Origin of the sequence: Streptomyces sp. NPDC007917, from assembly GCF_042959105.1 — a bacterium.
Classification (GTDB): domain Bacteria; phylum Actinomycetota; class Actinomycetes; order Streptomycetales; family Streptomycetaceae; genus Streptomyces.
This window is the reverse complement of record NZ_JBIBKK010000003.1, coordinates 537,478-560,167: the sequence shown is the minus strand read 5'-3', so window position 1 is coordinate 560,167 and position 22,690 is coordinate 537,478. Positions and strand designations below refer to the sequence as shown.

The following is a 22,690-nucleotide window of genomic DNA, read 5'->3' as shown; positions in this document are numbered from 1 at the left end:
CCGGGCGGCCCCGCGCGCCGCCCGGCCCCGCCTTCCGCCGCATCTGAGCGACGAGGGCCCGACCGGCGCGGACGCCGGTTATGACCGGGCCATCCCCCACACCCCTCCCCCGATCCGTATACGCCCCACGGATCGGAAGCCACCTCCTGAGCGCAGTTCAAAGGGGAACTGACCCATGCCTCTTGTCGTAGTGGGAATCAGCGTTCTTGCGCTGCTCTTCCTGATGACCAAGGTGAAGCTGAACGGCTTCATCTCCCTCCTCCTCGTGGCCGTCGCCGTGGCGCTGGTCCGAGGCGTCCCGATGGAGAAGATCCCGGACGTCCTCGGCGAGGGTGTCGGAGGACAGATCGGCGACACCCTGATCGTCGTCGGACTCGGCGCCATGCTCGGCCGCGTCATGGGTGACTCCGGCGCCGCCCAGCGCATATCCGGCAAACTCATCGACACCTTCGGCCTGCGCCGGGTCCAGATAGCCATGGTGGTCACGGCCATGCTGCTGGGCGTGACGATGTTCTACGAGGTCGCCTTCGTGATCATCGTGCCGGTGGCGTTCACCATCGTCCGGGTGACGGGCAAGAACCTGCTGTGGGTCGGCCTCCCGATGTCGATCGCGCTGTCCACCATGCACAGCTTCCTGCCGCCCCACCCCGGCCCCACCGCCGTCGCCGCCACCTTCCACGCCTCCGTCGGGCTGACCCTCTTCTACGGCCTGTTCTTCGCCATCCCCTTCGGAGCGCTCATCGCGCTGGTGTGGCCGCGCCTCCCGTTCGTCAAGAAGATGAACCCCACCATGCCCAAGGGCCTGGTCTCCGAGCGCACCTTCACCGAGGAGGAGATGCCCGGCATGGGCTGGTCCCTCTCGGTGGCGCTGGTCCCGGTGGTGCTGATCGCGTTCGCCGCCGTGTACGACATGGCGGTGTCCGAGTCCAACCCCGCCCGGCCGTTCATCACCTTCATCGGCTCGGCGCCGGTCGCCCTGCTGCTGACGCTGCTCCTGGCCATCTGGGCGTTCGGCCCGCGCATCGGCCGCTCGCTCTCCGAGGTCAGCGCGTCCTGCAACTCGGCTGCCCAGGCGATGGCCATGATCCTCCTGGTGATCGGCGCGGGCGGCGCCTTCAAGGGCGTCCTCGTCGAGGGCGGGATCTCCGACTACATCAAGGACGTCACCGAAAGCTGGAACATCTCGCCGATCATCCTGGCGTGGCTGATCGCCGTCATCCTCCGCATCGCCCTCGGATCGGCGACGGTCGCGGTCGTCACCGCCGCGGGTGTGGTGGCGCCGCTGGTCGCGGACAGTGGCGTCCACCCTGAGATGATGGTGCTCGCCGTCTCCTGCGGGTCCATCGCCTTCAGCCACGTCAACGACCCCGGCTTCTGGATGTTCAAGGAGTACTTCAACCTCTCCGTCATCGACGCCATCAAGGCGCGCACCACCTACACCACGACCCTCGCGGTCCTCGGACTCGGTGGCGTCCTCGCCGTCGAGGCCTGCCTCGACGCCCTGGGCGTCTAGCCACCGCCACCGGTCCATCGCCCCCGCGCTCGCTCCGGCGCCGGTTCCCCTCCGGCGTCGGAGCGAGCGCGTATGGCGTGTCATGCCGAGCCGTCTGTCACCTCTTCCGTGTCACAGCTGCTTCTTCCGTGTCACAACTCTTCGGCATCCAGCGCGGACACTTCGTCGTCGGAGAGGTGCAACCCCGCCGCGGTCACGTTCTCCACGAGGTGGTCCGGGTTGCCGGTGCCGGGGATGACCAGCACATGCGGCCCCTGCCGCAACGCCCAGGCCAGCCGGACCTGAGCGGGGGTCGCCCGGTGTGCGCGGGCGACGGCGAGCACCGCTTCGCTGTCGGTCGCGCTCGCGCCGAGCTCGCGCCCGGCGCCGGCGATCGCGTAGAACGGCACATAGGCGATGCCCTGCTCGCCACAGGCCCGCACAAACTCCCGCTCCTGGGCCGGCGCCCCGATGCCGTAGGCGTTCTGCACACAGACCACCGGGGCGATGGCCTGAGCCTCGGCCAGCTGCTCGGGCGTGGCGTTGGACAGGCCGAGGTGGCGGACGATCCCGGCGTCGCGGAGGTCGGCCAGCGCGCCGAAGTGTTCCGAGACGGGGCCGGACCTGCGGCTGGGCGGGACACGCAGATTCACCACATCCAGGTGGTCTCGGCCCAGCTGGCGCAGGTTCTCCTCGACCTGACCGCGCAGCTGCTCCGGTGCGGCCCACCACCACGCGCCCGACGGGTCCCTGCCCGGCCAGACCTTCGTGGCGATGACCAGGTCGTCCGGGTAGGGCGCCAGCGCCCGGTTGATCAGCTCGTTGGCGGAGCGCAGCGACGAGAAGTAGAACGCCGCCGTGTCGATGTGGTTGACGCCGAGCTCGATCGCCCGGCGCAGCACCCTGATCGACCGGTCACGGTCGCTCGGGGTGCCGAGGTCGAAGGCGGCGCTGCCGGTCAGCCGCATCGCCCCGAGTCCTAGGCGGTTGACGGTCAGATCACCCAGGGTCCAGGTACCCGCGGCCGCGGCCGTGTACGTCTCTTCGGTGGTGCTCGGCCTCACGTGGTCGTCCCCTCGGTGGTGTGGTTTTCAGGCATGAAAAAAGCCTCCTCGGCGGAGGCGGTTCCGCGGCGAGAAGGCTCAACAGCTGCTGAGGAGTATACCGCAGGGGCGACAGGTGAGGCAGCGGAGGGAAAGCTGATGGCCCGATGGCGACCGCTGCCGGTGAACGTCCGCCCCGGGGGCGGCGGCCGGCCGAAGAGCGGCCCACCCGCTCAGCGGCCGCCGGCGAGCCCCGCGATCCGGGCCAGCCCGCGGTGGGACGCCATCAGGGCGTCCCGGTCGTAGGTGCTGGTCGTGACCATGACCTCCTGGGCGCCGGTCTCCTTGATCACCGTCTCCAGCTCATCGGCCACCTGCTCCTCGGTGCCGTGGATGTGACCGCGCAGGGCCGACTCGTAGAGGTCCCGCTCCCTGGGGCTCATGGTCCGCCGCTCGATCTCCTCCGCCGGGGCGAGCGGCGAGAAGGTGCCGTGGGTGCTCGAGTACGCGATGGCCCACGCCTCGGGGATCAGCAGCCGGCGGGCCGACTCGGGGGTCTCGGCGACGGCGACCGTGCCCGCGGCGACCACGTACGGCTGCTCGGCCCACGCGGACGGGCGGAAGGCGCCGCGGTAGCGCTCGATCGCACGCAGGAGCCTCTCGCGGCCCCTGAGGTCCCCGATCACCAGCGGAAGCCCGGCCTCGGCAGCGATCGCGGCGCCCTCACCGGTGGCCAGGACGTACGGCGGCACGCGCAGCCCCTCGGCGGGACGGGCATGGGCGCGGGTCGGCGAGGTGCCCTCGAACCAGCCGAGGAGGTCGGCCAGCTGCCCCGCGAAGTCGTCGGCGTCGTCCTTGCCCCGGCCCAGCGCCCTGCGCACGCCGTTGGTGAAGCCGACCGAGCGACCCAGGCCCATGTCGATCCGCCCGGGGAAAAGGGACTCCAGGACACCGAACTGCTCGGCGACCACGAGCGGCTGGTGGTTCGGCAGCATCACCCCGCCGGTGCCGACCCGGATCGTACGCGTGGCGGCGGCGATCGCCGCGGCCAGCACGGTCGGCGCCGAACCCGCGACGCCGGGCACGCCGTGATGCTCGGCGACCCAGATCCGGTGGTAGCCCAGCCGCTCCACCTCCTGGGCCAGGCGCACGGTGTCGCGCAGCGCCTGCGGACCGTCGAATCCCTCCCGGATCCGCGAGCGGTCGAGGATCGAGAACCGGGTCGAGGCGATCACAGAGCTCACACAGGGTTCAACGCCTCGCGGGCCCCGGCATTCCCACCGCGCCGAGGCCCGGTGCGGGCCGCGGCGGCAAAGGGGGGCAGGTCACACCACCGGACCCAGGATATAGCGCGCTTGCAACTAAACGCGCATGCAACTACTGTGATCGCGCGTCATCCGGCGTGACCCCACGACCGCACACCCGGGCCGCTGTTTCCGCGGCACCGGCACGGACACCCGGAACACATCGTTCCTTAGTTCGCGTACCGCATCCCTTTGGAGGAGCACCGTGCTGATCGATCTCTCCGGCAAGACCGCCCTCGTCACCGGATCGACCCAGGGCATCGGCTTCGCCATCGCCGCCGGACTGGCGCGGGCGGGCGCGCGTGTCGCCGTCAACGGCCGCCGGGAGGAGTCCGTGGCGGCCGCCATCGCGAAACTGGAGGGGGCGGCGGACGGAGGGGGCACCTTCGTCCCCGCCCCGGGCGACATCACCACCGACGACGGCGCCCGCCAGGTCACCGACGCGGTCCCGGACGTCGACATCCTGGTCAACAACCTGGGCATCTTCGGCGCCGTCCCGGCCCTGGAGATCAGCGACGACGAGTGGCGACGCTATTTCGAAGTCAACGTGTTGGCCGCCGTGCGGATGATCCGCGCCTACCTGCCCGCGATGAAGGACCGGTCCTGGGGCCGGATCATGAACGTCGCCAGCGACTCCGCCGTCGTCATCCCCGCCGAGATGATCCACTACGGCATGTCGAAGACCGCACTGCTCGCGGTGGGCCGCGGCTTCGCCAAGGAGGCCGCGGGCTCCGGGGTGACCGTCAACTCACTGATCGCCGGGCCGACGCACACCGGCGGCGTCGAGGAGTTCGTGTACGAACTGGTGGACTCCAGCCTGCCCTGGGACGAGGCGCAGCGGGAGTTCATGGCCAAGCACCGCCCCCAGTCGCTGCTCCAGAGGCTGATCGAGCCGGAGGAGATCGCCCATATGGCCGTCTACCTCAGCTCTCCCTTCGCGTCGGCCACCACGGGCGGGGCCGTGCGCGTCGACGGCGGCTACGTCGACTCCATCCTCCCCTAGCTCATGTCCGCGAAAGTCCGCCGGGCCCGGGCAGAAGGCGCCCGCCGCCCCGGCGGGGTCACGCGGGGAAGCGGGTCCGGTGCGCACGGCGCGTCAGCGGGTGGCTGATCGCCTCCACCAGCCAGTCCAGTTCGGACCGGCCGACCCGTACCGGGTTGCGCAGCGTGCCGACCTGGTCGATGGAAATCTCCACCACGTCCCCCGCGTTCAGCGTGAAGTCGAGCGCGGGCACGATGCCCGTACCGGTGGACAGCACCGCGCCGTCCGGGAAGGGCTGGGAGCGCCACAGGTGGTCCACCAGCCCCCTCGGGGTGCGGTGGAACGCGGCGGTGGAGGTCGTCCCCCGGTAGGCCGCCTCGCCGGCGCGCCACACCACCAGGCTGATGCCCAGCGCGTCGGGGGCCTCGATCTCCCAGGCGGGCACGATGCCCGAGGACACCGCCGCGCTTCCGGCGTAGACCTTCGCCTGGGGGAGGTAGAGCGGATTCTCGCCCTCGATGGAGCGTGAACTGACGTCGTCGGCGACCAGAGCGCCCACGGTCTCACCGTGCCGGTTGAGGACCAGCGCCAGTTCGGGCTCGGGGACGTTCAGCTCGGAGTCGTCCCGTACGGCGATGGGCTCGCCGTCGGTCACCACGCGCCAGGGCTGCGCCTTGAAGAACAGCTCCGGGCGCTCGGCGTCGTAGATCCGCTCGTAGACGGACTGCTCGCTGCTCTCCTCCACCCTGGCCTCGCGTGAGCGCTCGTACGTCACCCCCGCGGCCCACAGCTCCATCAGCCCGTCCAGCGGCGGCAGCAGCAGAACGTCCCGCTCGTCGGCGATGGCCGGACCGGAGGCGGTGTCCTCGACCAGGGTCCGCAGCTGAGCCGCGGGCAGCCGCAGCACCTCGGCGATCAGCGGCGCTCCGGGGAAGGCCCGGAGCGCGCCGGTGTCGTCGGCGACCCCGGTCCGTACGGTCCCGGTGTCGTCGGCGAAGCGCACGATGCGCGTCATATGTCGTCCTCTCCGTTCCTGACGGTGTGATCCGTCCTACCCCGCCGGGGGCTGTCGCATCGTGCCCGGCACAGGTGCTCTCAAACACCTTGCGCAACCGGTTGCCAGGTGCTTGGCACAGTTTTTTCGAAAGTCTGCCATGACTCTTGACGCGGATTCGCGACAGGAAGAAGCTCAGGCCACTCGGTCTCAGCAACCGGTTGCTACGACGTTTTCACGCTCGCAAGGAGTCAGGCATGAACACGCCCCCCTCCCGCCGTACCGCGCTCCAGGCGGCGGGCGCCACGGCCCTCGCCGCCGGTCTCACCGGCATCGCGGCCGCGTCCGCCCGGGCGCAGCAGGCCGACGACCCCGCGCCCGCGCTGGTCACCTACGACATACCGAACGGAGCCCCGGTCAAGACGGACAGCTTCACCGTCAAGGTCCGCACCCCGGGCGGCACCTGGCAGAGACTCGGCACCTATCTGGCCACCCTGAACCTGGTCAACACCACCACCGGCTCCGGTCAGCAGCAGAAGTCGTCCCTCGCCTACTTCGACTTCTCGGGCGGCGTGGAGGTCGAGGTGACCTACATCAGGGGCGGCGTGAAGACGGTGCGCGTCCGCCCCGACTCGTACGGCATCGAGCCCGAAGTCCTCGGCGACACGCTGCGGTTCACCCTCGACCAGCCGCGCAACGTCGTCGTCCAGGTCAACGACGACATCTTCGACTGTCTGCACCTGTTCGCCCGCCCCCTGGAGAAACACCGGCCCGCCGAGGACGACCCCGACGTCATCTACTTCGGCCCGGGTGTGCACACCACCCCCGACGGCACGGTGACCGTGCCGTCGGGCAAGACCGTGTATCTGCACGGCGGCGCGGTGCTCAGGTCACGGGTGGTGTTCAAGGACGTCCGGGACGCCCGGCTGACCGGGCGCGGAGTGATCCACGCGGCGGCCGGCGGGGGCGCCACCGTCGAGGGCTCCTCGGACATCTCCATCGGCGAGGTCACCATGCTCAACCCGAACGGCTACGCGGTCACCATCGGCGAGTCGAAGAACGTCACCATCCACGGCATGGGCTCCTTCAGCTCCAAGGGCTGGGGCGACGGCATCGACATCTTCTCCAGCTCCCACGTCACCATCGACGGCGTCTTCATGCGCAACGCCGACGACTGCGTGGCGATCTACACCCACCGCTGGGACTACTACGGCGACACCCGCCACATCACCGTCAAGAACTCCACCCTGTGGGCGGACGTCGCCCACCCCATCAACGTGGGCACCCACGGCAACACCGACAGCCCGGAGGTCCTGGAGAACCTCACCTTCAAGAACCTCGACATCTGCGACCACCGCGAGCCGCAGATGGGCTACCAGGGCTGCATCGCGCTCAACCCCGGGGACTCCAACCTCATCAGGAACGTGCGGGTGGACGGTGTCCGGGTCGAGGACTTCCGGGAGGGCCAGCTGATCCATATGCGGGTCATGTACAACACGAAGTACAACACCTCGGTCGGGCGTGGCATCGAGGACGTCTACATCAAGGACCTCAGCTACACCGGCACCCGCACCAACACCTGTCTGCTGCTCGGTTACGACGCCGAGCACGCCATCAAGAACGTCACCTTCGAGAACCTGGTGGTGGGCGGCAAGGTCATCGCCGACACGATGAAGAAGCCGGGCTGGTACCTCGCCACGGACTACATCCCGATGCACACCAACGAGCATGTGACCAACCTGAGGTTCATCACCACCACCGAGGCCGCCGCGTCATGACGAACACCGCACCCAGCCGCCGGGGTTTCCTCGGCGGCGCCACCGCCCTGCTGCTGGCCTCGGGCGCGACCGGGCTGCTGGTGCCCGGCTCGGCCCTGGCCCGGGAGAACACCGCGGCGCGGACCTTCGCCCACCCCGGGCTGCTGCACAGCGCCGCCGACCTCGCCCGGATGAAGGCCGCGGTGGCCGCCAAGGAGTCGCCCGTTTACGACGGGTATCTGGCGCTCGCCGCGCACGCCCGCTCCTCGGCCTCGTACACCGTGCAGAACACCGGCCAGATCACCTCCTGGGGCCGAGGCCCCTCGAACTACATGAACCAGGCCGTGGCCGACTCCGCCGCCGCCTACCAGAACGCCCTCATGTGGTGTGTGACCGGTGAGCGCGCCCACGCCGACAAGGCCCGTGACATCCTCAACGCCTGGTCGGCCTCGCTCACCGCCGTCACCGGAGCGGACGGCCCGCTGGGCGCCGGGCTCCAGGCCTTCAAGTTCCTCAACGCGGCCGAGTTGCTGCGCCACGGCGACTACGACGGCTGGGCGCGGGCCGACATCGCCCGCTGCGAGGAGTCCTTCCTGCGGGTCTGGTACCCGGCCGTGTCGGGCTACATGCTGTACGCCAACGGCAACTGGGACCTCACGGCCCTCCAGACCATCCTGGCCATCGGCGTCTTCTGCGAGGAGCCCACCCTCTTCGAGGACGCCCTGCGCTTCGCCGCAGCCGGCGCGGGCAACGGCAGCGTCCGCAACCGCGTCGTCACCGAAGCGGGCCAGGGCCAGGAGAGCGGGCGCGACCAGGGCCATGAACAGCTCGCGGTCGGCCTGCTCGGCGACGCCGCCCAGGTCGCCTGGAACCAGGGTGTCGACCTGTGGGGCTTCGACGACCACCGCATCCTTGCCAACTTCGAGTACGCCGCCCGCTACAACCTCGGCGACGACGTCCCCTTCACCCCCGACCTCGACCGGACGGGCAAGTACATCAAGACCACCGTGTCGGCCAAGGGCCGCGGCGCCCTGCCCCCGATCTACGAGATGGCGTACGCACACTACGCCGGTGTGCGCGGCCTCGACGCCCCGTACACCCGGCGGGCCGTCTTCCGGGGCACGGGCGGCGCCCGCGTGGTGGAGGGCGGCAACGACGACCTGCCGAGCTGGGGCACGTTCACCTGTGCCGGGGCGCAGGCCTCGCCCGCCGCGCCCACGGCCCCCGCCGGGACCACCGCCACCGGCGACGGGCACGCCGTCACCGTGTCCTGGCTGCCGTCGGCGTGGGCCACCGGGTACACGGTGCGGCGGGCGACCCGCCCCACCGGGCCGTACGAGCGGATCGCGTCCGGCGTGGCCACCCCGGCGTATGTGGACCGGAACGTGACGGCGGGCCGGACGTACTACTACACGGTCAGCGCCACCAACGCGCGGGGCAGCAGCGCGGATTCGGGCTGGGCCGCGGCAGCCGCCGGGCTCCCCCGCCCCTGGTCGACCCGGGATGTGGGGGACGCGAAGATCCCCGGCTCGGCCGGCTTCGACGGCGAGCGCTTCGTCCTGGAGGCGAGCGGCACCGCGGACGCCTACCGCCTCGTGCACCTGCCGCTGACCGGCGACGGCACCGTCACCGCACGCGTCGTATGGCCGCTCAGCTCCCAGTACTCGAAGATCGGGGTCACCCTCCGCGGCTCCCTGGACGCGGCCGCCTCGCACGCCTCGATGCTGATCCAGGGGCTGCCGCTGCACACCTGGAGCGGTGTGTGGACGGTGCGCCCCGCCGCCGCGGCCGCCACGTCCGCGACCGGAAGCACCCCCGTGCCACCGTCCCAGCAGCAGTCGATCACCACCGCCGCGGCCTTCCCGATCTCCGACCTCGGCACCCTGCCGGAGTCGGCGACGCCCCTGGAGGCCCCGTATGTCGAGGGCGCGGGCGACGGCTACCGGCTGCGGGCGCCGTACTGGGTGCGGGTGCGGCGCAAGGGCAGGCGGTGCACCGGATCCATCTCCCCGGACGGTGTCCGGTGGACCGACGTCGGCTCCAGCGACGTCGAGTTGGGGCGAACGGTGTACGCGGGGCTGCTCCTCACCTCCGCTCTGGGCGTGGCCGAGCCCTACGCCGAGACCGGCACCGGGGCCTTCGACAACGTCAGCGTCACCTCCGCCACCGGCCCGGTCTGGTCCGTGCCGCGCCCCGCGCGCACCGCCACCGACCTGCGGGCCGCCACCGGTGCCGACGCCGTCGAGCTGGCCTGGACCGACCCGGATCTCTCAGCCCGGTACGCGGTGCTGCGGGCCGCCCGCGCCGACGGCCCCTTTGAGACCATCGCCACCGACGTCGGCCCGGTCGGCTTCGGCACCCGCATCCGGTACGCGGACGCGACCGGGTCACCCGGCACGACGTACCACTACGCCGTGGCGAAGACCAACAGCGCCGGCCACGGCCCGCGCTCGGCCCCCGCCCAGGCCCGGATGCCCGCCCCCGCCACGCCACAACTCACCTCCGCCACCGTCGCGTTCGCGAACCGGGGTGTTCCCTTCCACCATCTGCTCCAGGCCTCGCACGAGCCCGTACGGTTCCTCGCCGACGGCCTGCCCAAGGGGCTGAGCGTCGACCGGCGCACCGGGCTCATCTCCGGAACACCCGCCGAAACCGGTGAGTTCCGCGTCACGGCCGGCGCGGGCAACGCGGCCGGAACCGCGACGGGCACGTTCACGCTCACCGTGGGCACACCTGTGCCCGAGCCCTGGTCGTACGGCGATCTCGGCGACACCGTCCTCGACGACCGCGCGTTCGGGACCTTCGGCGTCGTGGCGATCCGTACGCCCGGGAGCACCGCGTACGACGAGGGGGCCTTTGTCGTCCGCGGCGCGGGGGTCGATCTCAACGTCAACGGCCAGGGAATGACGGGGCAGTTCGTGCGGCGGCCCGTCACCGGCGACTGCGAGATCACCGCCCGGCTCGTCTCCCGCACGGGCGCCACCGGCTCGGACCGGGTGGGGCTGCTGATGGCCAAGTCCCTGTCGCCGTTCGACCAGGCGGCCGGAGCGATCGTCACGGGCGGGGCCACCGCGCAGCTCATGCTGCGCACCACCGTGGCCGGCGCCTCTGTCTTCTCCGGCTCCTCCGGCACGAGCGGCAGCGGCGTCCAACTCCCCTGTCTGCTGCGGCTCAGGCGCAACGGGACCACCTTCGCCGCCGCCGTCTCCGGCGACGACGGTGCCACCTGGACCTCGCTCGCCGAGGGGGCGATCCCCGCGTTCGGTGAGGCGCCCTACTACGTGGGGCTGGTGGTCTGCTCCCGCGACCCCCTGGCCCACTGCACCACCCGGTTCGAGCGGGTGGTCATCACCCGAGGTTGACTGTACCTACCAGTATGTACGAGCGTGGTCGGCGACACGCCACGAGAGGAGAACCGCCGACATGCCTTTTGTCCGCATCGACGCGCTGGGGACCGGCCGCGACCGGCTCGACGCGCTCGGCCGCGCCGTCCACGACGCCATGGTCGAGACCATCGGATTCCCGCCCGACGACCGATTCCAGGTCCTGACCGGCCACGACGGCGTCGGCAGCACCCTGCGCTATGACAACTACCTCGGCGTGCGGCGCGACGACGGCGTCGTGTACATCGCGATCACCATGCGCTCCGGGCGCACGCCCGCCCAGAAACGGGCGCTGTACCGGCGGATCGCGGAACTCGCCCACGCGTACGCGGGGACCGAGCCGCGGAACGTGTTCATCGTGCTGACCGAGAACGAGTCGATCGACTGGTCGTTCGGCCACGGGGTGGCACAGTACGCCGACACCTCCGAGGCGACCGGCGCAAGCGGGAAGGACGGCTGACACGGCGAAAGACCGGCCGGCGTCATCCACGCGACGGATGGCGCCGGCCGCGTCGCCTCAGCCGGCCGCGGCCTGCTGCGCCTGCTTCTTACGGGCGCGGTAAGCCGCCGCCTTGACCCTGTTCCCGCAGGACTCCATGCCGCACCACTGGCGCCGCATACCGCGAGAACGGTCGATGTAGACGCGGGTGCACTCGGGATTGCCGCACTCCTTGAGCAGCGGCACATCCGGCCCGCCCAGAAGCTCGACGGCATGCCGCGCCACGGTGGCCAGCGCCTCCTCCGGCTTCGCGTCGGTCCACCGGCCCGACGCGGTGAGCTGGGGCGTGGCAGGAGGCTTGCGGGCCGTGCCGTTCACCAGGGCCAGCGCCCCGCTGTCGTACGCCTCCCCGGCGATACGGGCGGTGACCAGCTGGTAGACGGCCTCCCGTACGGCGATCGCCTGCTCGACGTCGGCCTGCTGACTGGCCGAGACCGCGTCGACGATCCCCGACTCCAGATACCAGGCGTCCAGCCGGTCCGGCGACACGAACATCTCGAACCGCGCCGAACGGCGGGCGCGGAGCGTCGCGGCGAGGTCGAGCGCGGGGTTGCCGCAGAGGAACACGTGATCCAGATTCACGTCACCATCTTGACGGGTGACTGCGGCCTCTGCAAGGCTCGTCACCTACCAGAGAGGTGACGGGAGGCGACGACATGGCACAGCCCGACCACGTACGCGATGACGCCGAGGCCGCACGACGTGCTCGATTCGGCACTCTGCCCCAGCGCATCCGCCTGGAGGACACCGTCGAGGAACGGCCCGCCACCGCGCCGGACCCGGCGAAGGACACCTACAGCGCCGACGAATGGCTCACGCGCACCTGCCTGTGAGCGGCCCCGCACCGCCGCGCTAGTCGCCCCGCCAGATGTTGTCGAAGGCCGCTTCCTCGATGGCCCGCCGCTGGCGTACCGCCCCCAGCTCCATGACCGCGTCGTTCACCGCGGCGAGCACCGTCACGACCGCCTCGCCGGCCACGGCCGGGGCGTCCTCGGGCGGCTCGCCGCGAATCCCGACGGCCGCCGCGAGCGCCGCGAGCACGGGTTCGTCCGATGCCCAGCGTTCCACCGCCTCATGGTGGGCGGGTGAGTCGGCCAGCGCGGGCCGGCTGCTCCGGAAGGGTGTCCAGCGGTGGCGGCGCCGGGTGATCTCCCCCTCCTGCTCCAGCGCGGCCGCGTAGGCCGCGGACAGGCCGCGGCCCCTGCGCCACAGCCAGTCGCCGACCGACTCGTAGGGCGCCTGTCGATCCAGCGACGACGCGGCCTCGTTCAACAGACGGTCGGCGATCGCCGGCTGCGGGCCCGGCACGATGACATCCCCGTCCAGACTGAGCGCCTGGGCGTCGATGAGGTCGATCATCTCGGCCCCCGCGAGCGCGAGCGACAGGTCTCCGCGCTCCACCGGGCGGACGGGCACCGTGTCCATGGCGACCATCAGCAGGTCCCGCGGTGTGGTCATGAGTGGCTCCACGTCAGAGGCATCGATGGCGATACGTCGCTGAGCAGCCGGCCCGGGGCGGGGTCCGGCGGAGGAGTTTCCCGTACCAGTTTCCCGTACCTGGCCGACTGTAGCGCGCGCCGGTCAGGGGTGCTCTGCCGTTCAAGCCCCTTGACAGCGCCCCAGGGCTCACTGACCATGTGAAGGCTCTTGGGAGCGCTCCCATATGCTCCCGCGCACCATTCCCCCGTCGTCAGGCCGTACGGCACTGCCCCCTCGGTGCCATGGCCCGTGCGCCCGCCTCCCGCCGAGCGGACGTGGCTGAGCCGTGTCGCATGGCCGCATGGAAGGAGACCATGCGCATGACTCGAAGAGCCGCGCTGGTGGCCGCGGCGCTGCTGGTGGCCGGTGTCGGCCTGGCCGATCCCGTCCGGGCGAGCGACTTATCGGACGCCCGCGCGCGGCCCGCTGCCGCCGCGGACGGCCCCGCCCTGAGGGTCGACGCCACCACCGGGCGCCATGCGATCGACCCACACATCTACGGGATCAACTTCGCCGAGGAGCCGCTGGCCAAGGAGCTGCGACTGCCGGTGCGGCGGTGGGGCGGAAACGCCACCACCCGCTACAACTACAAGCTCGACGCCTACAACGCGGGCTCCGACTGGTACTTCGAGAACCTGTACTACGAGAACGGCACCGCCCAGCTGCCGGACGGCTCGGAGGCCGACAAGTTCGTCGACCAGAACCGCCGCACCGGAACCGACACCATCCTGACCGTGCCGATGATCGGCTCGACGACGGCGGCACGCAACGCCGCCTGCGGCTTCAGCATCTCCAAGTACGGGCCCCAGAAGGGCAGCGACGCCCAGTGGCGCCCGGACTGCGGCAACGGTGTGAAGAGTGACGGCACCAACGTCACCGGCAACGACCCCGCCGACACCAGCGTCGCCGCCGGCCCGGAGTTCACCAAGGGCTGGGTGGAGCACCTGAACCGCGCCTACGGGTCCGCGGACGCCGGCGGGGTGCGCTTCTACAACCTCGACAACGAGCCCGACCTGTGGTTCGCCACCCACCGGGATGTCCACCCGGCCGGGGCGGGCTATGACGAGATACGGGACAGCACCTACGCCACCGCCGCCGCGATCAAGGACGCCGACCCCGGCGCGCAGACCCTCGGCCCGGTCGGCTGGGGTCTGAACTCCATGATCTACTCCGGCCTCGACCAGAAGACCTGCGGCGAAAAGGGCGGCGACTGCTGGTCCAATCCCCCGGACCGGGCGGCCCACGGCGGGCAGCAGTTCGCCCCCTGGTACCTCCAGCAGATGAAGGCCTACGAGCAGAGCCACGGCCGCCGCGTCCTGGACTACTTCGACAACCACATCTATCCGCAGCAGTCCGGGGTGTCCAGCGGCAATGACGACCCCGCCACCCAGGAGCTGCGGCTGCGTTCCACGCGACAGCTGTGGGACCCCACGTATGTGGACGAGAGCTGGATCAACCAGCCCGTTCAGTTCATTCCGCGCATGCGCTCCCTCGTCGATGAGAACTACCCGGGCACCAAGCTCGCCATCACCGAGTACAACTGGGGCGCCCTCGACCACATCGACGGCGCCCTCGCGCAGGCCGACGTGCTCGGCATCTTCGGCCGGGAGGACCTTGACCTGGCCACCTTGTGGTCACCGCCCAAGTCCACCGACCCCGGCTCCTACGCCTTCCGCATGTTCCGCAACTACGACGGCAACGGCGGAGCGTTCGGCGACACCGCGGTCCAGGCGGCCAGCGCCGACCAGGAGAAGCTCTCGGTCTACGCGGCCGAGCGCGACAGCGACCACGCGCTGACCGTGATCGTCGTCAACAAGACCACCGGAGATCTGACCGCCCCGGTGTCCGTGACCGGCCGCACCGGGCTCGCCGGCTCGGCGCAGGTCTACCGCTACGGCCAGGACGACGTCACCTCGATCAAGCACCTGGCCGATCAGCCGCTGACCAACGGCGGATTCACCACCACCTTCCCCGCGTACTCCATCACCGAGTACGTCCTGCCCGCCGGCTCCTCCGAGGCGAAACCGCCCACCGCCCCCGGCACCCCGGCCGCCACCGCGGTCGGTCCGGACCGGGCCACCTTGTCCTGGGCCGCGTCCACCGCCGGTTCGTCCCCGGTGGCGAGCTACCAGGTGTACTCCGGCGACCCCGCGGGCAGCGCCCCGGTGGCCACGGTCGACGCCCCCGCCACGAGCGCCACCGTCACCGGCCTCTCCCCGTCCACCGCCTACACCTTCCGTGTCGTGGCGAAGGACACCGCGGGCCGCAGCTCGCCACCCTCGGCACCGGTGCGGGTGACCACCGCCGCGGCCCCGGCCGCCGCCTGCACGGTCGACTACCGGGTGGGCAACGACTGGGGCTCAGGCTTCACGGCCACCGTCACCCTCACCAACAAGGGCCCCGCCCTCAACGGCTGGCAGCTGGGCTTCTCCTTCACCGGCGGCCAGAAGGTCACCCAGGGGTGGAACGGCACCTGGAGCCAGAGCGGCAGCCAGGTCACCGTCAAGGACGCCGGCTGGAACGCCGCCCTGGCCACCGGCGCCTCCACCACCATCGGTTTCAACGGCACCTACACCGGCGCCAACCCCGCGCCGGGGAACTACACCCTGAACGGCAAGTCCTGCACCGTCCCCGGCACCGCGGCCGCCACCCATATCGCGCCCCTGGCCGGGCACGACCCCGGCAGCCACGCCGTACGCGGACACACCACGCGGTGAGCGGCGCATGGTGAGCGGTATCGAGTGAACCGTGTACCCGGGGCCCGCGGGCCCCGGGTATGTGCCCGCGAACCGTGCCTGGCGCGAAGCCGATAGCCTCCTGATGCTTCGCACGCCACACACGGGAGTGGGATGGAACCCCTGCGCCATGACGACCCGCGCCATGTGGGTCCCTATGTGCTCATCGGCCGTCTGGAAGCGGCCCTGGACGACGTCTCCGCTGTCGAACGCAGGTACCTCGCCCGGCCCGTGAGTGGTGACCGCACAGTCCAACTCACCACTCCTCTGGGGGAGTTCGACCAGGACACGGCGTATGCGATCCGCTTCCGGGCGGAGGCCGAGCGGGCGCGGGGGCTGGCCGGGCGCATCCGATGGCTGACCCCCGCCACGGAGGTGTCCGGGGAGCGGGAGCGGCCCGTCTGGCACGCCTGCCCCTACCGGCCAGGACTGTCGCTGCCCGAAGCGCTGGTGGCGTACGGTGGGCCCCTTCCGGAGCGAACCGTACGCGCGCTGGGCGCGGCCGTCGCGGAAGCCCTCGCACAGTTGCACACCGCGGGCCTCGCGCACGCGGGGCTGACACCGTGGGCGGTGCTGGTCGGCGACCAGCCGCGGATCACGGGGTTCGGCGCGGTCCGAGCGGTGGCGCCGGACGGTCAGGACCGCACGGGGCTGCCGGGGTTGGTGGCGCAGTGCACGGCACCGGAGCAGCTGACCGGTGGCCGCCCCCGCCCGCCGGGGGATGTGTACGCGCTGGGGGCGGTCCTGTCGTACGCGGCGACCGGGCGTCTGGCCGCCCCTCCCGGTGAACTGCCGGAGCCGCTGCGCGAGGCCGTCACGGCCTGCCTGGCCCCGGACCCCGCCGACCGGCCGAGCGCGGCCGCGCTCCTGACGGAGCTGATACGGGGCGCCGCGGGCGACGCCCACGCCCCTGCGGGCGAAATGGCGACGCTGCCCGGCGGCGGACCGGCGGCCACCGTCCTGGACAGGGGCGCGGGCGGGGCCGCGAGCGTGCTGGGGCCGGGTTGGCTGCCCGGGCGCGTTGTCGCCGCGATGGCCGGGCAGGCGGCACGGGTGCTGGCCGAGGAACCGGAGGGCGCGGAGCCGGCGAGCGCGGAGGCAAGGCACGCGGAGCTTGAGGGCGCGGAGCCGGCGGGCGCGGAGGCCACCGGGCCGAGCAGCGGGCCCGTACGCCCCGTGGCCGACCGCACCCCGGCAGCGTCAGCGTCAGCGGCCGCACAGGCTCCGGCCGCGCAGGCCGCGGCGGGTCACCCGCCACAGGCCCGCCCCTCACAGCCCGGGCCGCTGCCCCGGCCACTGTCCGGCCCACCGCACACCGCCGACACCGCCCCCGCCGGTTCCGCCCCCGCGGCCGCCGGCGCCGGCCGTCGCCCCTCCCGACGGTTGCTGCTCACCGGCGCCGCGGCCGGAGTGGCGGGCGCGGCGCTCGGCTTCGGGGCCGTCACCGCCCTGGGCGTCGGCGGCGGAGCCCGGCCCGCTCGGCGTCCCCGGGCGATCCGCGGGGTGCCGCCGGTCCCGCTGTGGGAGTTCCGCCTGCGCAACGCGCCGACCGTTGCCCCCGCCGTCTGGCGCGGCAGGATCGTGGTGCTGGCCGCCGACTCCGACGTGTTCGGTCTGGCGCTGCGCACCGGCAAGCGGCTGTGGACCGCACAGGTGGTGGCGGCGGGCCCCGCGATCGATGTCGGCGACGACCTGATCATGATCCCTGAGGTGGGCCCGCCCGGCTTCCTGGCGGCGCGGAGCGGGCAGTTGCGCTGGCAGGAGGCGAAGTACGACGCCGGGGGCGCGGGTGGTGAACTGGAGCAGGTGCTCGGAGTCCGCGACGGCGCGCTCTGGTTCACCGTGCACAGCCGCGACGAGGGCCAGGTACGGAACACCACGTCCGTCGTCGCATATGACGTCGGCGCGCGGCGGGAGCGGTGGCGCTGCCCGCTTCCCGAGCGCTTCACCCCGAAACCGGCGGACCCCGGCAAGCGACGGCTGGTGAGGCCGCTGCCGCTGGGGGACGCCTCGGTGATACCGGAGGCACACGGCAACAGCGGGGCGGAGAATACGGACGCCAAGCGATTTGTCGCCCTGAGAGGCCGCGACGGCCGCCGGCTGTGGACGAAGACGTACGACGGCGTCGCGCTCGACGCCGTCGTGGCCCCGCTCGCGCCGGGGAGCGCGCTCGTCTCCGATGGCCAGGGCGGGCTGCGGGCCCTCGGGCTCGCGGACGGCGCGGTGAAATGGACCGCGCAACTCCGCTCGGAGGCGGCGCGCTTCGGCACCATCGCCGTCCACGGCACCAGGGTCTATGTGGCGGACGGCATGTCCGCCGTCACCGCACTGGACGCGAGGACCGGCAAGGTGGTCTGGCACAGCGACCCCAGGCTTCTGGTGGGCGGCCTGGTGGAGGACGTCCAGACGTCGGTGACGCCGTCCGGCAGGACGGTGCTGGCGGTCAACTCGACCGAGATCGTGGCCTTCCGGGCCACGGACGGCGCGATCCTGTGGCGGTTCTCGGACGTCAGCGGCGCACCCGGCGGGATCGGCCTGGGCCCGGCGAAGCTGCTCGCCTTCGGTGGCGGCGTCGCGATCGCGCTCAGCCACAAGTCCGTGTACGCGCTGCCGGTGGAGTGACCGGCCCGTGGATCGGACGCCGTCGGCCGTCCCCTAAGCTCCCGTGACAAAGGCAACGCACCGAGATCGACAGGCGACGGAGGGGGATGGATGGAGCCGCGCCCACGCGTCGGCCCGTATCGTGTCATCGCCGGTCACGACTGGGACGCGGACCACACACGGTACTGCCTGGCCCTGGGTCTCCAGGCCCCCTGCCACGCGGTCGTTCTCGCGGTGCCGCCCGCCGCGCTCGCGGACGACACGGCGTTCCGCGTCCGGTTCCGTTCGGAAGCCGAGAACTCGCGGCGGCTGGCCGGCCCGGCCGTGCTGCCCGTGGTGGATGTCGCCCCCGACGGGCCCGGACTCCCCTGGGCCGCTTCGGCCTACCTTCCGGCACTGCCCCTGCCGCAGGCGCTCGCCGCCGCCGGGGGCCCGCTGCCCGAGCCGACCGTACGCGCGCTCGGCGCGGCGCTCGCCGCGACGTTGGCGGCGGCGCACGCGGGCGGGCTGGTGCACACCGGGATTTCCCCGGCCACCGTGCTGCTCGCCGCCGACGGCCCCCGGCTGCTCGGCTACGGCGCCGCGCGGGCGTCGGCATCCGACCGGCAGCCGCCGGGGCGGGCAGCGGTGTCCGTGCCGCCGGAGCAGAGGACGGGCGGGTGGCCACAGCCGCCGGGGGACGTCTTCGCGCTGGGCACCGTCCTGGCGTACGCGGCCACCGGCCGGACGCACCCGCGGCCGGACGCGATACCCGCGGCACTGCGCCGCGCCATCACCGCCGCGTACGCCCCTGACCCCGGGCTGCGCCCCCGGGCGGCCGATCTGGCCGCCGAGCTGGGCCCGCCGCCCGCGCCCGGCTGGCTGCCGTCGCCGGTCACCGCGGCGATCGACCGTCAGGAGGCCGCGGTCCGGGCGGCGGAGGCCGAAGCGCGGGCGGAGGCCGCCGCGGCCGAGCCACCCACCGTCACACCCGGGCCCGCCGCACCCGCCACCGCTCGCCGCACCCTGCTCGTGGGTGCCGCGGCGGCAACCGTCGGACTGGCCCTGGGGGGCGTCGCCGCCTTCGCGGCCTCCGGTGGCAAGGAGACCGCGCGGCCCAGGCCCCGCCGTACCCGTCTTCCGGGTGTCGCGCCGAAGCCGCTGTGGCGCGCCGAGTTGCCGGCCCGCGTCAGCGATCGCGCCAAGGGAAGCCCGCCCCTGATCTGGCGGGACCGGATCGTCGTCCATGCCGCGGGGCGCGGCGTGGTGGGCATCGACCTGCGCACCGGCGACAGGCTCTGGACGCTCGACGACCACCCCGTGCGCGGGGAGATGTACGACCTCGGCGGAGGGCTGGTCCTGGTCCCGGGCGACACGTTCAAGGCCGTCTCCGCGCGCACGGGCACGGTCACGTGGTCGGCCGCGGACTACGCGCCGGGCCGCGCCCTCGCGTTCGCCACGCCGCTGGCGCTGTCCGGCGACACGTTCTGGTTCACCGCTTCCCGAAAGGGGGCGAAGGGCGCGGAGGACGGCCGGTCGTGGGGCCGGGTCGTCGCGTACGACACCAAGGCGCGCGAGGAGCGCTGGAGTGTCCCGTTCGGGGCGCCGGGCAAGGGAGGGGCGCTGTTGCAGCGGGACTTCCTGCTGCTGTCGGAGGCCGACGGCCGGTATACCGCCGTCGACCGGCGCCACGGCCGGAAGCTGTGGACCCAGAAGTACCGCGGCGTACCCGGCGACCAGGAGCCGCCGGTCCACACCAGCACGCCCGACGGCCTGCTCGTGGTCACCCTCGCGGGAAAGCTGCGCGCCTTCGAGATGCGCGGTGGCGAACAGGCCTGGGCCTTCGGCTCGGACACCGGCCTGTTCGGCCGCGCGCTGCGCCATGGACCCCACCTGTATGTGACCGACACGCTCGCCCGCACCTACGCCCTGGACGCGGCCGACGGCGCTCTGAAGTGGGAGCGGGACAACGGCGTTTCCGTCAGGACCAGCCTGCCGTACCCCGTCACCTCGGTCAGCGGCTCCGGCCGCACCGTGCTCGCCTCCACCGCGAGCTCCGTCGACGCCTACGCGGCGGACAACGGCACGCTGCTGTGGCGCTTCACCGCCGTGGGCGAGGGCAGGGAGAAAGGGTTCACCGGGGCTGTGGTCGCCTGTGGCGCGGGCGTGGCCCTGGTGCGGAACGACCGTGTCCTGTACGCGCTTCCCGTGGACTGATGACGATGGCCTCTCCCCTCACCCACGACGATCCGCGGGCCCTCGGCCCTTACCGGCTCATCGCCCGGCTCGGCGCCGGTGGCATGGGCGTGGTCTACCTGGGCCGCTCGTCCGGCGGCCGGACGGTCGCGCTCAAGACCATGCACGCCAGGACGGCCGCGGACGCCGAATTCCGCACCCGCTTCCGGCTGGAGACGGACGCGGCCCGCGTCATCGGCGGGAAGTACGGGGCCGCGGTCATCGACGCCGACCCGCTGGCCGAGACGCCCTGGCTGGCGACCGAGTATGTGCTGGGCCCGCCGCTGGACGAGGCGGTCGCGCTGTGCGGCCCGCTGCCGGAGCGGTGCGTACGCCCGCTGGGCGCCGCGCTGTGCGAGGCGCTGGGCCGGCTGCACGCCTCGGACGTCGTCCACCGCGATCTGAAGCCCTCCAACATCCTGCTCACCGCCTTCGGCCCGAAGGTCATCGACTTCGGCATCGCGCGCGCCCTCGGCGACGACCGGCTGACCCGTACCGGCCGGGCCGCCGGCACCCCGGCCTTCATGTCGCCCGAGCAGGCCACGGGCGGCGAACACACCCCTGCCGGTGATGTCTTCGCGCTGGCGGGCGTGCTGGTCTTCGCGGCGACCGGCGCCGGGCCGTTCGGGGGCGGGCAGCCGGCGGATCTGCTCTACCGGGTGCGGTACGGGGAGCCGGATCTGACCCGGGTCCCGGACGGACTGCGGCCCGTGCTGCGACGCTGCCTCGCCAAGGACCCGGCGCGGCGCCCGGGCACGGACGAGTTGCGCGCCCAACTGCACGACGGCGGCGGGGAGTTCGCCGACCATCTGCCGGATCTGTTGCTCGCGGACATCGCCCGGCGCTGTGTCGGAGCGTACGAGATCGCCCCGCCGCGCCTGCCCGCACCGGCCGAAGCCCCCGAGCCCGCCCCGGACTCCGACGCCCGGCCCTCGTCCCGGCGCCCGTCCCGGCGGACGGCGCTGGCCCTGGCCGGCGGGGGCGCGCTGGCGCTCGCGGGCGCGGGCTACGGCGTCTGGGCGTGGCGGTCGAGTGGCGGTTCTGGGCCCGGTCCTGACACCGGGCCGAGCCCCACCGCGCGCGCCGCCAATGTGCCACCGGACGCGGCGTGGCGGCGGGAGACACCCGAGATCAGCCTCCGCGAAGCCCCGCAGATCGTGGGCTCCGCGGTGACCCTGCTCACGGACGACGGCACACTGGCTCTGGACGCCCGGCGCGGCACCCGGCTGTGGACCTCCGACGCCATGGACGCCGGCTACGCCATGACCACGGACGGGAAAAGCCTCTTCGCCCTCCAGGACAGGCACTACGGTGGCGCCCTCACCGTGACCCGCGTCGATCCGAAGACCGGCGATCCCGGCTCCGCCGTGGTGCGCGCCACGCGGTGGGAGCCGTACAGCACCACCCTGCTGACCGCCACCTCCGACGCGCTGTACGCCATCTCCCACGACAAGAAGGTCAGCCGCCTGGACAAGGGCTGGTATCTCCTCGCATTCGACCTCGGCTCGGGCGCGGAGCGGTGGCGGCAGCCGTTCGCCCGGTCGATGCCGAGCGACGACGACGCCGTGGTCGTGGCGTCGGTCTCCGGGCGCCGTCTGCTGCTGGCCGGCGGCAACGGGCTCGACCTGGAGGTCCGGGACACCCGGACGGGCGCGCGGCTGTGGCGGCGGAGAGTCCCCACGGACATCGAGTTCCCGGAGTCGTTGTCCAGGACCGCCCGGGGGCAGCTCGCGCTCTCCCCCACTCATGTGTACATCGGAGCCGACGAGGTCTTCGCCGTGCGGCTGAGCGACGGGAAGATCTCCTGGCGCTTCGGCAAGGGACGTGAGGTGGGTGAGGAATTCGAGGCGAGGGAGCGTCGCTACGGGCCGCCCGCGGTGCGCGGCGGCGTGGTGTACGCGGCGGAGGGCGACCGCGGATTCGTCGCCCTGGACGGTGAAACGGGCAAGCTCCGCTGGGCGGAGAAGCCGACGGGGCTGGCCGCCGACTTCTACGGCGCCCCGCTCGTCGGTGACAGGTACGTCTACGGAACGGTCGACAGCCGCCGCTGGATCTCCGCCGTGGACCTCACCCGGCACACCTCCGCCTGGACCTTCAACGCCCCCGAGGGCGGCGGCATCGGTCGCGCGGCCGTGGCGCACCGCCAGGCGCGGCGCGCCATCATGGCCAGCGGCCACGTCGTCGCCGCCATCCCCCTCGAATAGCGC

Annotated in this window: 15 protein-coding genes; 10 read left to right on the top strand and 5 right to left on the bottom strand. The window is 72.5% G+C overall.

All coding sequences use genetic code 11. The annotated features are described in order from the left end of the window. Nucleotides 1-175: 175 nt before the first annotated feature. Nucleotides 176-1,513, top strand: coding sequence for a gluconate:H+ symporter (locus ACFZDL_RS08250; protein WP_353593522.1), 1,338 nt, complete (start codon nt 176-178; stop codon nt 1,511-1,513). A 131-nt stretch (nt 1,514-1,644) separates the two neighbouring features. Here ACFZDL_RS08250 and ACFZDL_RS08245 read toward each other — a convergent pair whose 3' ends face one another. Then, nucleotides 1,645-2,556 (bottom strand): oxidoreductase, encoded by a 912-nt coding sequence (locus ACFZDL_RS08245; RefSeq protein ID WP_353593523.1) that lies wholly within the window; start codon nt 2,554-2,556, stop codon nt 1,645-1,647. A gap of 212 nt (nt 2,557-2,768) precedes the next feature. Then, entirely contained in the window at nt 2,769-3,779 is a 1,011-nt protein-coding gene (locus ACFZDL_RS08240) for an MsnO8 family LLM class oxidoreductase (RefSeq protein WP_353593524.1), read from the bottom strand. Between the two features lie 265 nt (nt 3,780-4,044). On the opposite strand from ACFZDL_RS08240, the gene ACFZDL_RS08235 reads away from it, so the two are divergent. Then, nucleotides 4,045-4,842 (top strand): SDR family oxidoreductase, encoded by a 798-nt coding sequence (locus ACFZDL_RS08235; protein WP_353593525.1) that lies wholly within the window; start codon nt 4,045-4,047, stop codon nt 4,840-4,842. Between the two features lie 58 nt (nt 4,843-4,900). Here the strand turns inward: ACFZDL_RS08235 and ACFZDL_RS08230 are convergent, their stop codons facing one another. Further along, nucleotides 4,901-5,836 (bottom strand): fumarylacetoacetate hydrolase family protein, encoded by a 936-nt coding sequence (locus ACFZDL_RS08230; RefSeq protein ID WP_353593526.1) that lies wholly within the window; start codon nt 5,834-5,836, stop codon nt 4,901-4,903. A gap of 236 nt (nt 5,837-6,072) precedes the next feature. On the opposite strand from ACFZDL_RS08230, the gene ACFZDL_RS08225 reads away from it, so the two are divergent. The 3 genes from ACFZDL_RS08225 to ACFZDL_RS08215 all read left to right on the top strand — a co-directional run bounded on the left by ACFZDL_RS08225 (nt 6,073) and on the right by ACFZDL_RS08215 (nt 11,415). Further along, nucleotides 6,073-7,593 (top strand): glycosyl hydrolase family 28 protein, encoded by a 1,521-nt coding sequence (locus ACFZDL_RS08225; RefSeq protein WP_353593527.1) that lies wholly within the window; start codon nt 6,073-6,075, stop codon nt 7,591-7,593. Further along, a complete protein-coding gene (locus ACFZDL_RS08220) occupies nt 7,590-10,934 on the top strand; it encodes an alginate lyase family protein (protein ID WP_353593528.1) in 3,345 nt (1,114 codons plus the stop codon). Before ACFZDL_RS08225 ends, ACFZDL_RS08220 begins: the two co-directional genes overlap by 4 nt. 61 nt (nt 10,935-10,995) lie before the next feature. Continuing rightward, the gene (locus ACFZDL_RS08215) at nt 10,996-11,415 is read left to right on the top strand and encodes a tautomerase family protein (protein ID WP_353593529.1); all 420 of its coding nucleotides are present in this window, start codon (nt 10,996-10,998) and stop codon (nt 11,413-11,415) included. 57 nt (nt 11,416-11,472) lie between these two features. Here ACFZDL_RS08215 and ACFZDL_RS08210 read toward each other — a convergent pair whose 3' ends face one another. Then, nucleotides 11,473-12,036 carry an ABATE domain-containing protein gene (locus tag ACFZDL_RS08210; RefSeq protein WP_353593530.1) on the bottom strand — a complete coding sequence of 188 codons (564 nt, stop codon included), beginning with the start codon at nt 12,034-12,036 and terminating at the stop codon, nt 11,473-11,475. 74 nt (nt 12,037-12,110) lie between these two features. Here ACFZDL_RS08210 and ACFZDL_RS08205 point away from each other — a divergent pair, with 74 nt between their 5' ends. Beyond that, complete coding sequence (locus ACFZDL_RS08205; RefSeq protein WP_353593531.1) at nt 12,111-12,287, top strand: hypothetical protein; 177 nt, start codon at nt 12,111-12,113, stop codon at nt 12,285-12,287. 19 nt (nt 12,288-12,306) lie between these two features. On the opposite strand, the gene ACFZDL_RS08200 is transcribed toward ACFZDL_RS08205, so the two are convergent. Then, the gene (locus ACFZDL_RS08200) at nt 12,307-12,912 is read right to left on the bottom strand and encodes a GPP34 family phosphoprotein (protein WP_353593532.1); all 606 of its coding nucleotides are present in this window, start codon (nt 12,910-12,912) and stop codon (nt 12,307-12,309) included. A 341-nt stretch (nt 12,913-13,253) separates the two neighbouring features. On the opposite strand from ACFZDL_RS08200, the gene ACFZDL_RS08195 reads away from it, so the two are divergent. From ACFZDL_RS08195 to ACFZDL_RS08180, 4 genes are all read left to right on the top strand, one after another. Then, nucleotides 13,254-15,650, top strand: coding sequence for a glycoside hydrolase family 44 protein (locus ACFZDL_RS08195; RefSeq protein WP_353593533.1), 2,397 nt, complete (start codon nt 13,254-13,256; stop codon nt 15,648-15,650). A 132-nt stretch (nt 15,651-15,782) separates the two neighbouring features. After that, nucleotides 15,783-18,290: a PQQ-binding-like beta-propeller repeat protein gene (locus ACFZDL_RS08190; RefSeq protein ID WP_353593534.1), complete on the top strand. Its 2,508-nt coding sequence runs from the start codon at nt 15,783-15,785 to the stop codon at nt 18,288-18,290. Nucleotides 18,291-18,380: 90 nt separating this feature from the next. Continuing rightward, nucleotides 18,381-20,465 (top strand): PQQ-binding-like beta-propeller repeat protein, encoded by a 2,085-nt coding sequence (locus ACFZDL_RS08185; protein ID WP_353593535.1) that lies wholly within the window; start codon nt 18,381-18,383, stop codon nt 20,463-20,465. Between the two features lie 5 nt (nt 20,466-20,470). After that, a complete protein-coding gene (locus ACFZDL_RS08180) occupies nt 20,471-22,687 on the top strand; it encodes a PQQ-binding-like beta-propeller repeat protein (RefSeq protein WP_353593536.1) in 2,217 nt (738 codons plus the stop codon). Nucleotides 22,688-22,690 lie beyond the last annotated feature (3 nt).

Bases quoted from the DNA above. Each gene is read 5' to 3' on its own strand.
- ACFZDL_RS08250 (WP_353593522.1), top strand. From the start codon at position 176: ATGCCTCTTGTCGTAGTGGGAATCAGCGTTCTTGCGCTGCTCTTCCTG.
- ACFZDL_RS08230 (WP_353593526.1), bottom strand. From the start codon at position 5,836: ATGACGCGCATCGTGCGCTTCGCCGACGACACCGGGACCGTACGGACC.
- ACFZDL_RS08225 (WP_353593527.1), top strand. From the start codon at position 6,073: ATGAACACGCCCCCCTCCCGCCGTACCGCGCTCCAGGCGGCGGGCGCC.
- ACFZDL_RS08220 (WP_353593528.1), top strand. From the start codon at position 7,590: ATGACGAACACCGCACCCAGCCGCCGGGGTTTCCTCGGCGGCGCCACC.
- ACFZDL_RS08215 (WP_353593529.1), top strand. From the start codon at position 10,996: ATGCCTTTTGTCCGCATCGACGCGCTGGGGACCGGCCGCGACCGGCTC.
- ACFZDL_RS08205 (WP_353593531.1), top strand. From the start codon at position 12,111: ATGGCACAGCCCGACCACGTACGCGATGACGCCGAGGCCGCACGACGT.
- ACFZDL_RS08200 (WP_353593532.1), bottom strand. From the start codon at position 12,912: ATGACCACACCGCGGGACCTGCTGATGGTCGCCATGGACACGGTGCCC.
- ACFZDL_RS08195 (WP_353593533.1), top strand. From the start codon at position 13,254: ATGACTCGAAGAGCCGCGCTGGTGGCCGCGGCGCTGCTGGTGGCCGGT.
- ACFZDL_RS08190 (WP_353593534.1), top strand. From the start codon at position 15,783: ATGGAACCCCTGCGCCATGACGACCCGCGCCATGTGGGTCCCTATGTG.
- ACFZDL_RS08185 (WP_353593535.1), top strand. From the start codon at position 18,381: ATGGAGCCGCGCCCACGCGTCGGCCCGTATCGTGTCATCGCCGGTCAC.
- ACFZDL_RS08180 (WP_353593536.1), top strand. From the start codon at position 20,471: ATGGCCTCTCCCCTCACCCACGACGATCCGCGGGCCCTCGGCCCTTAC.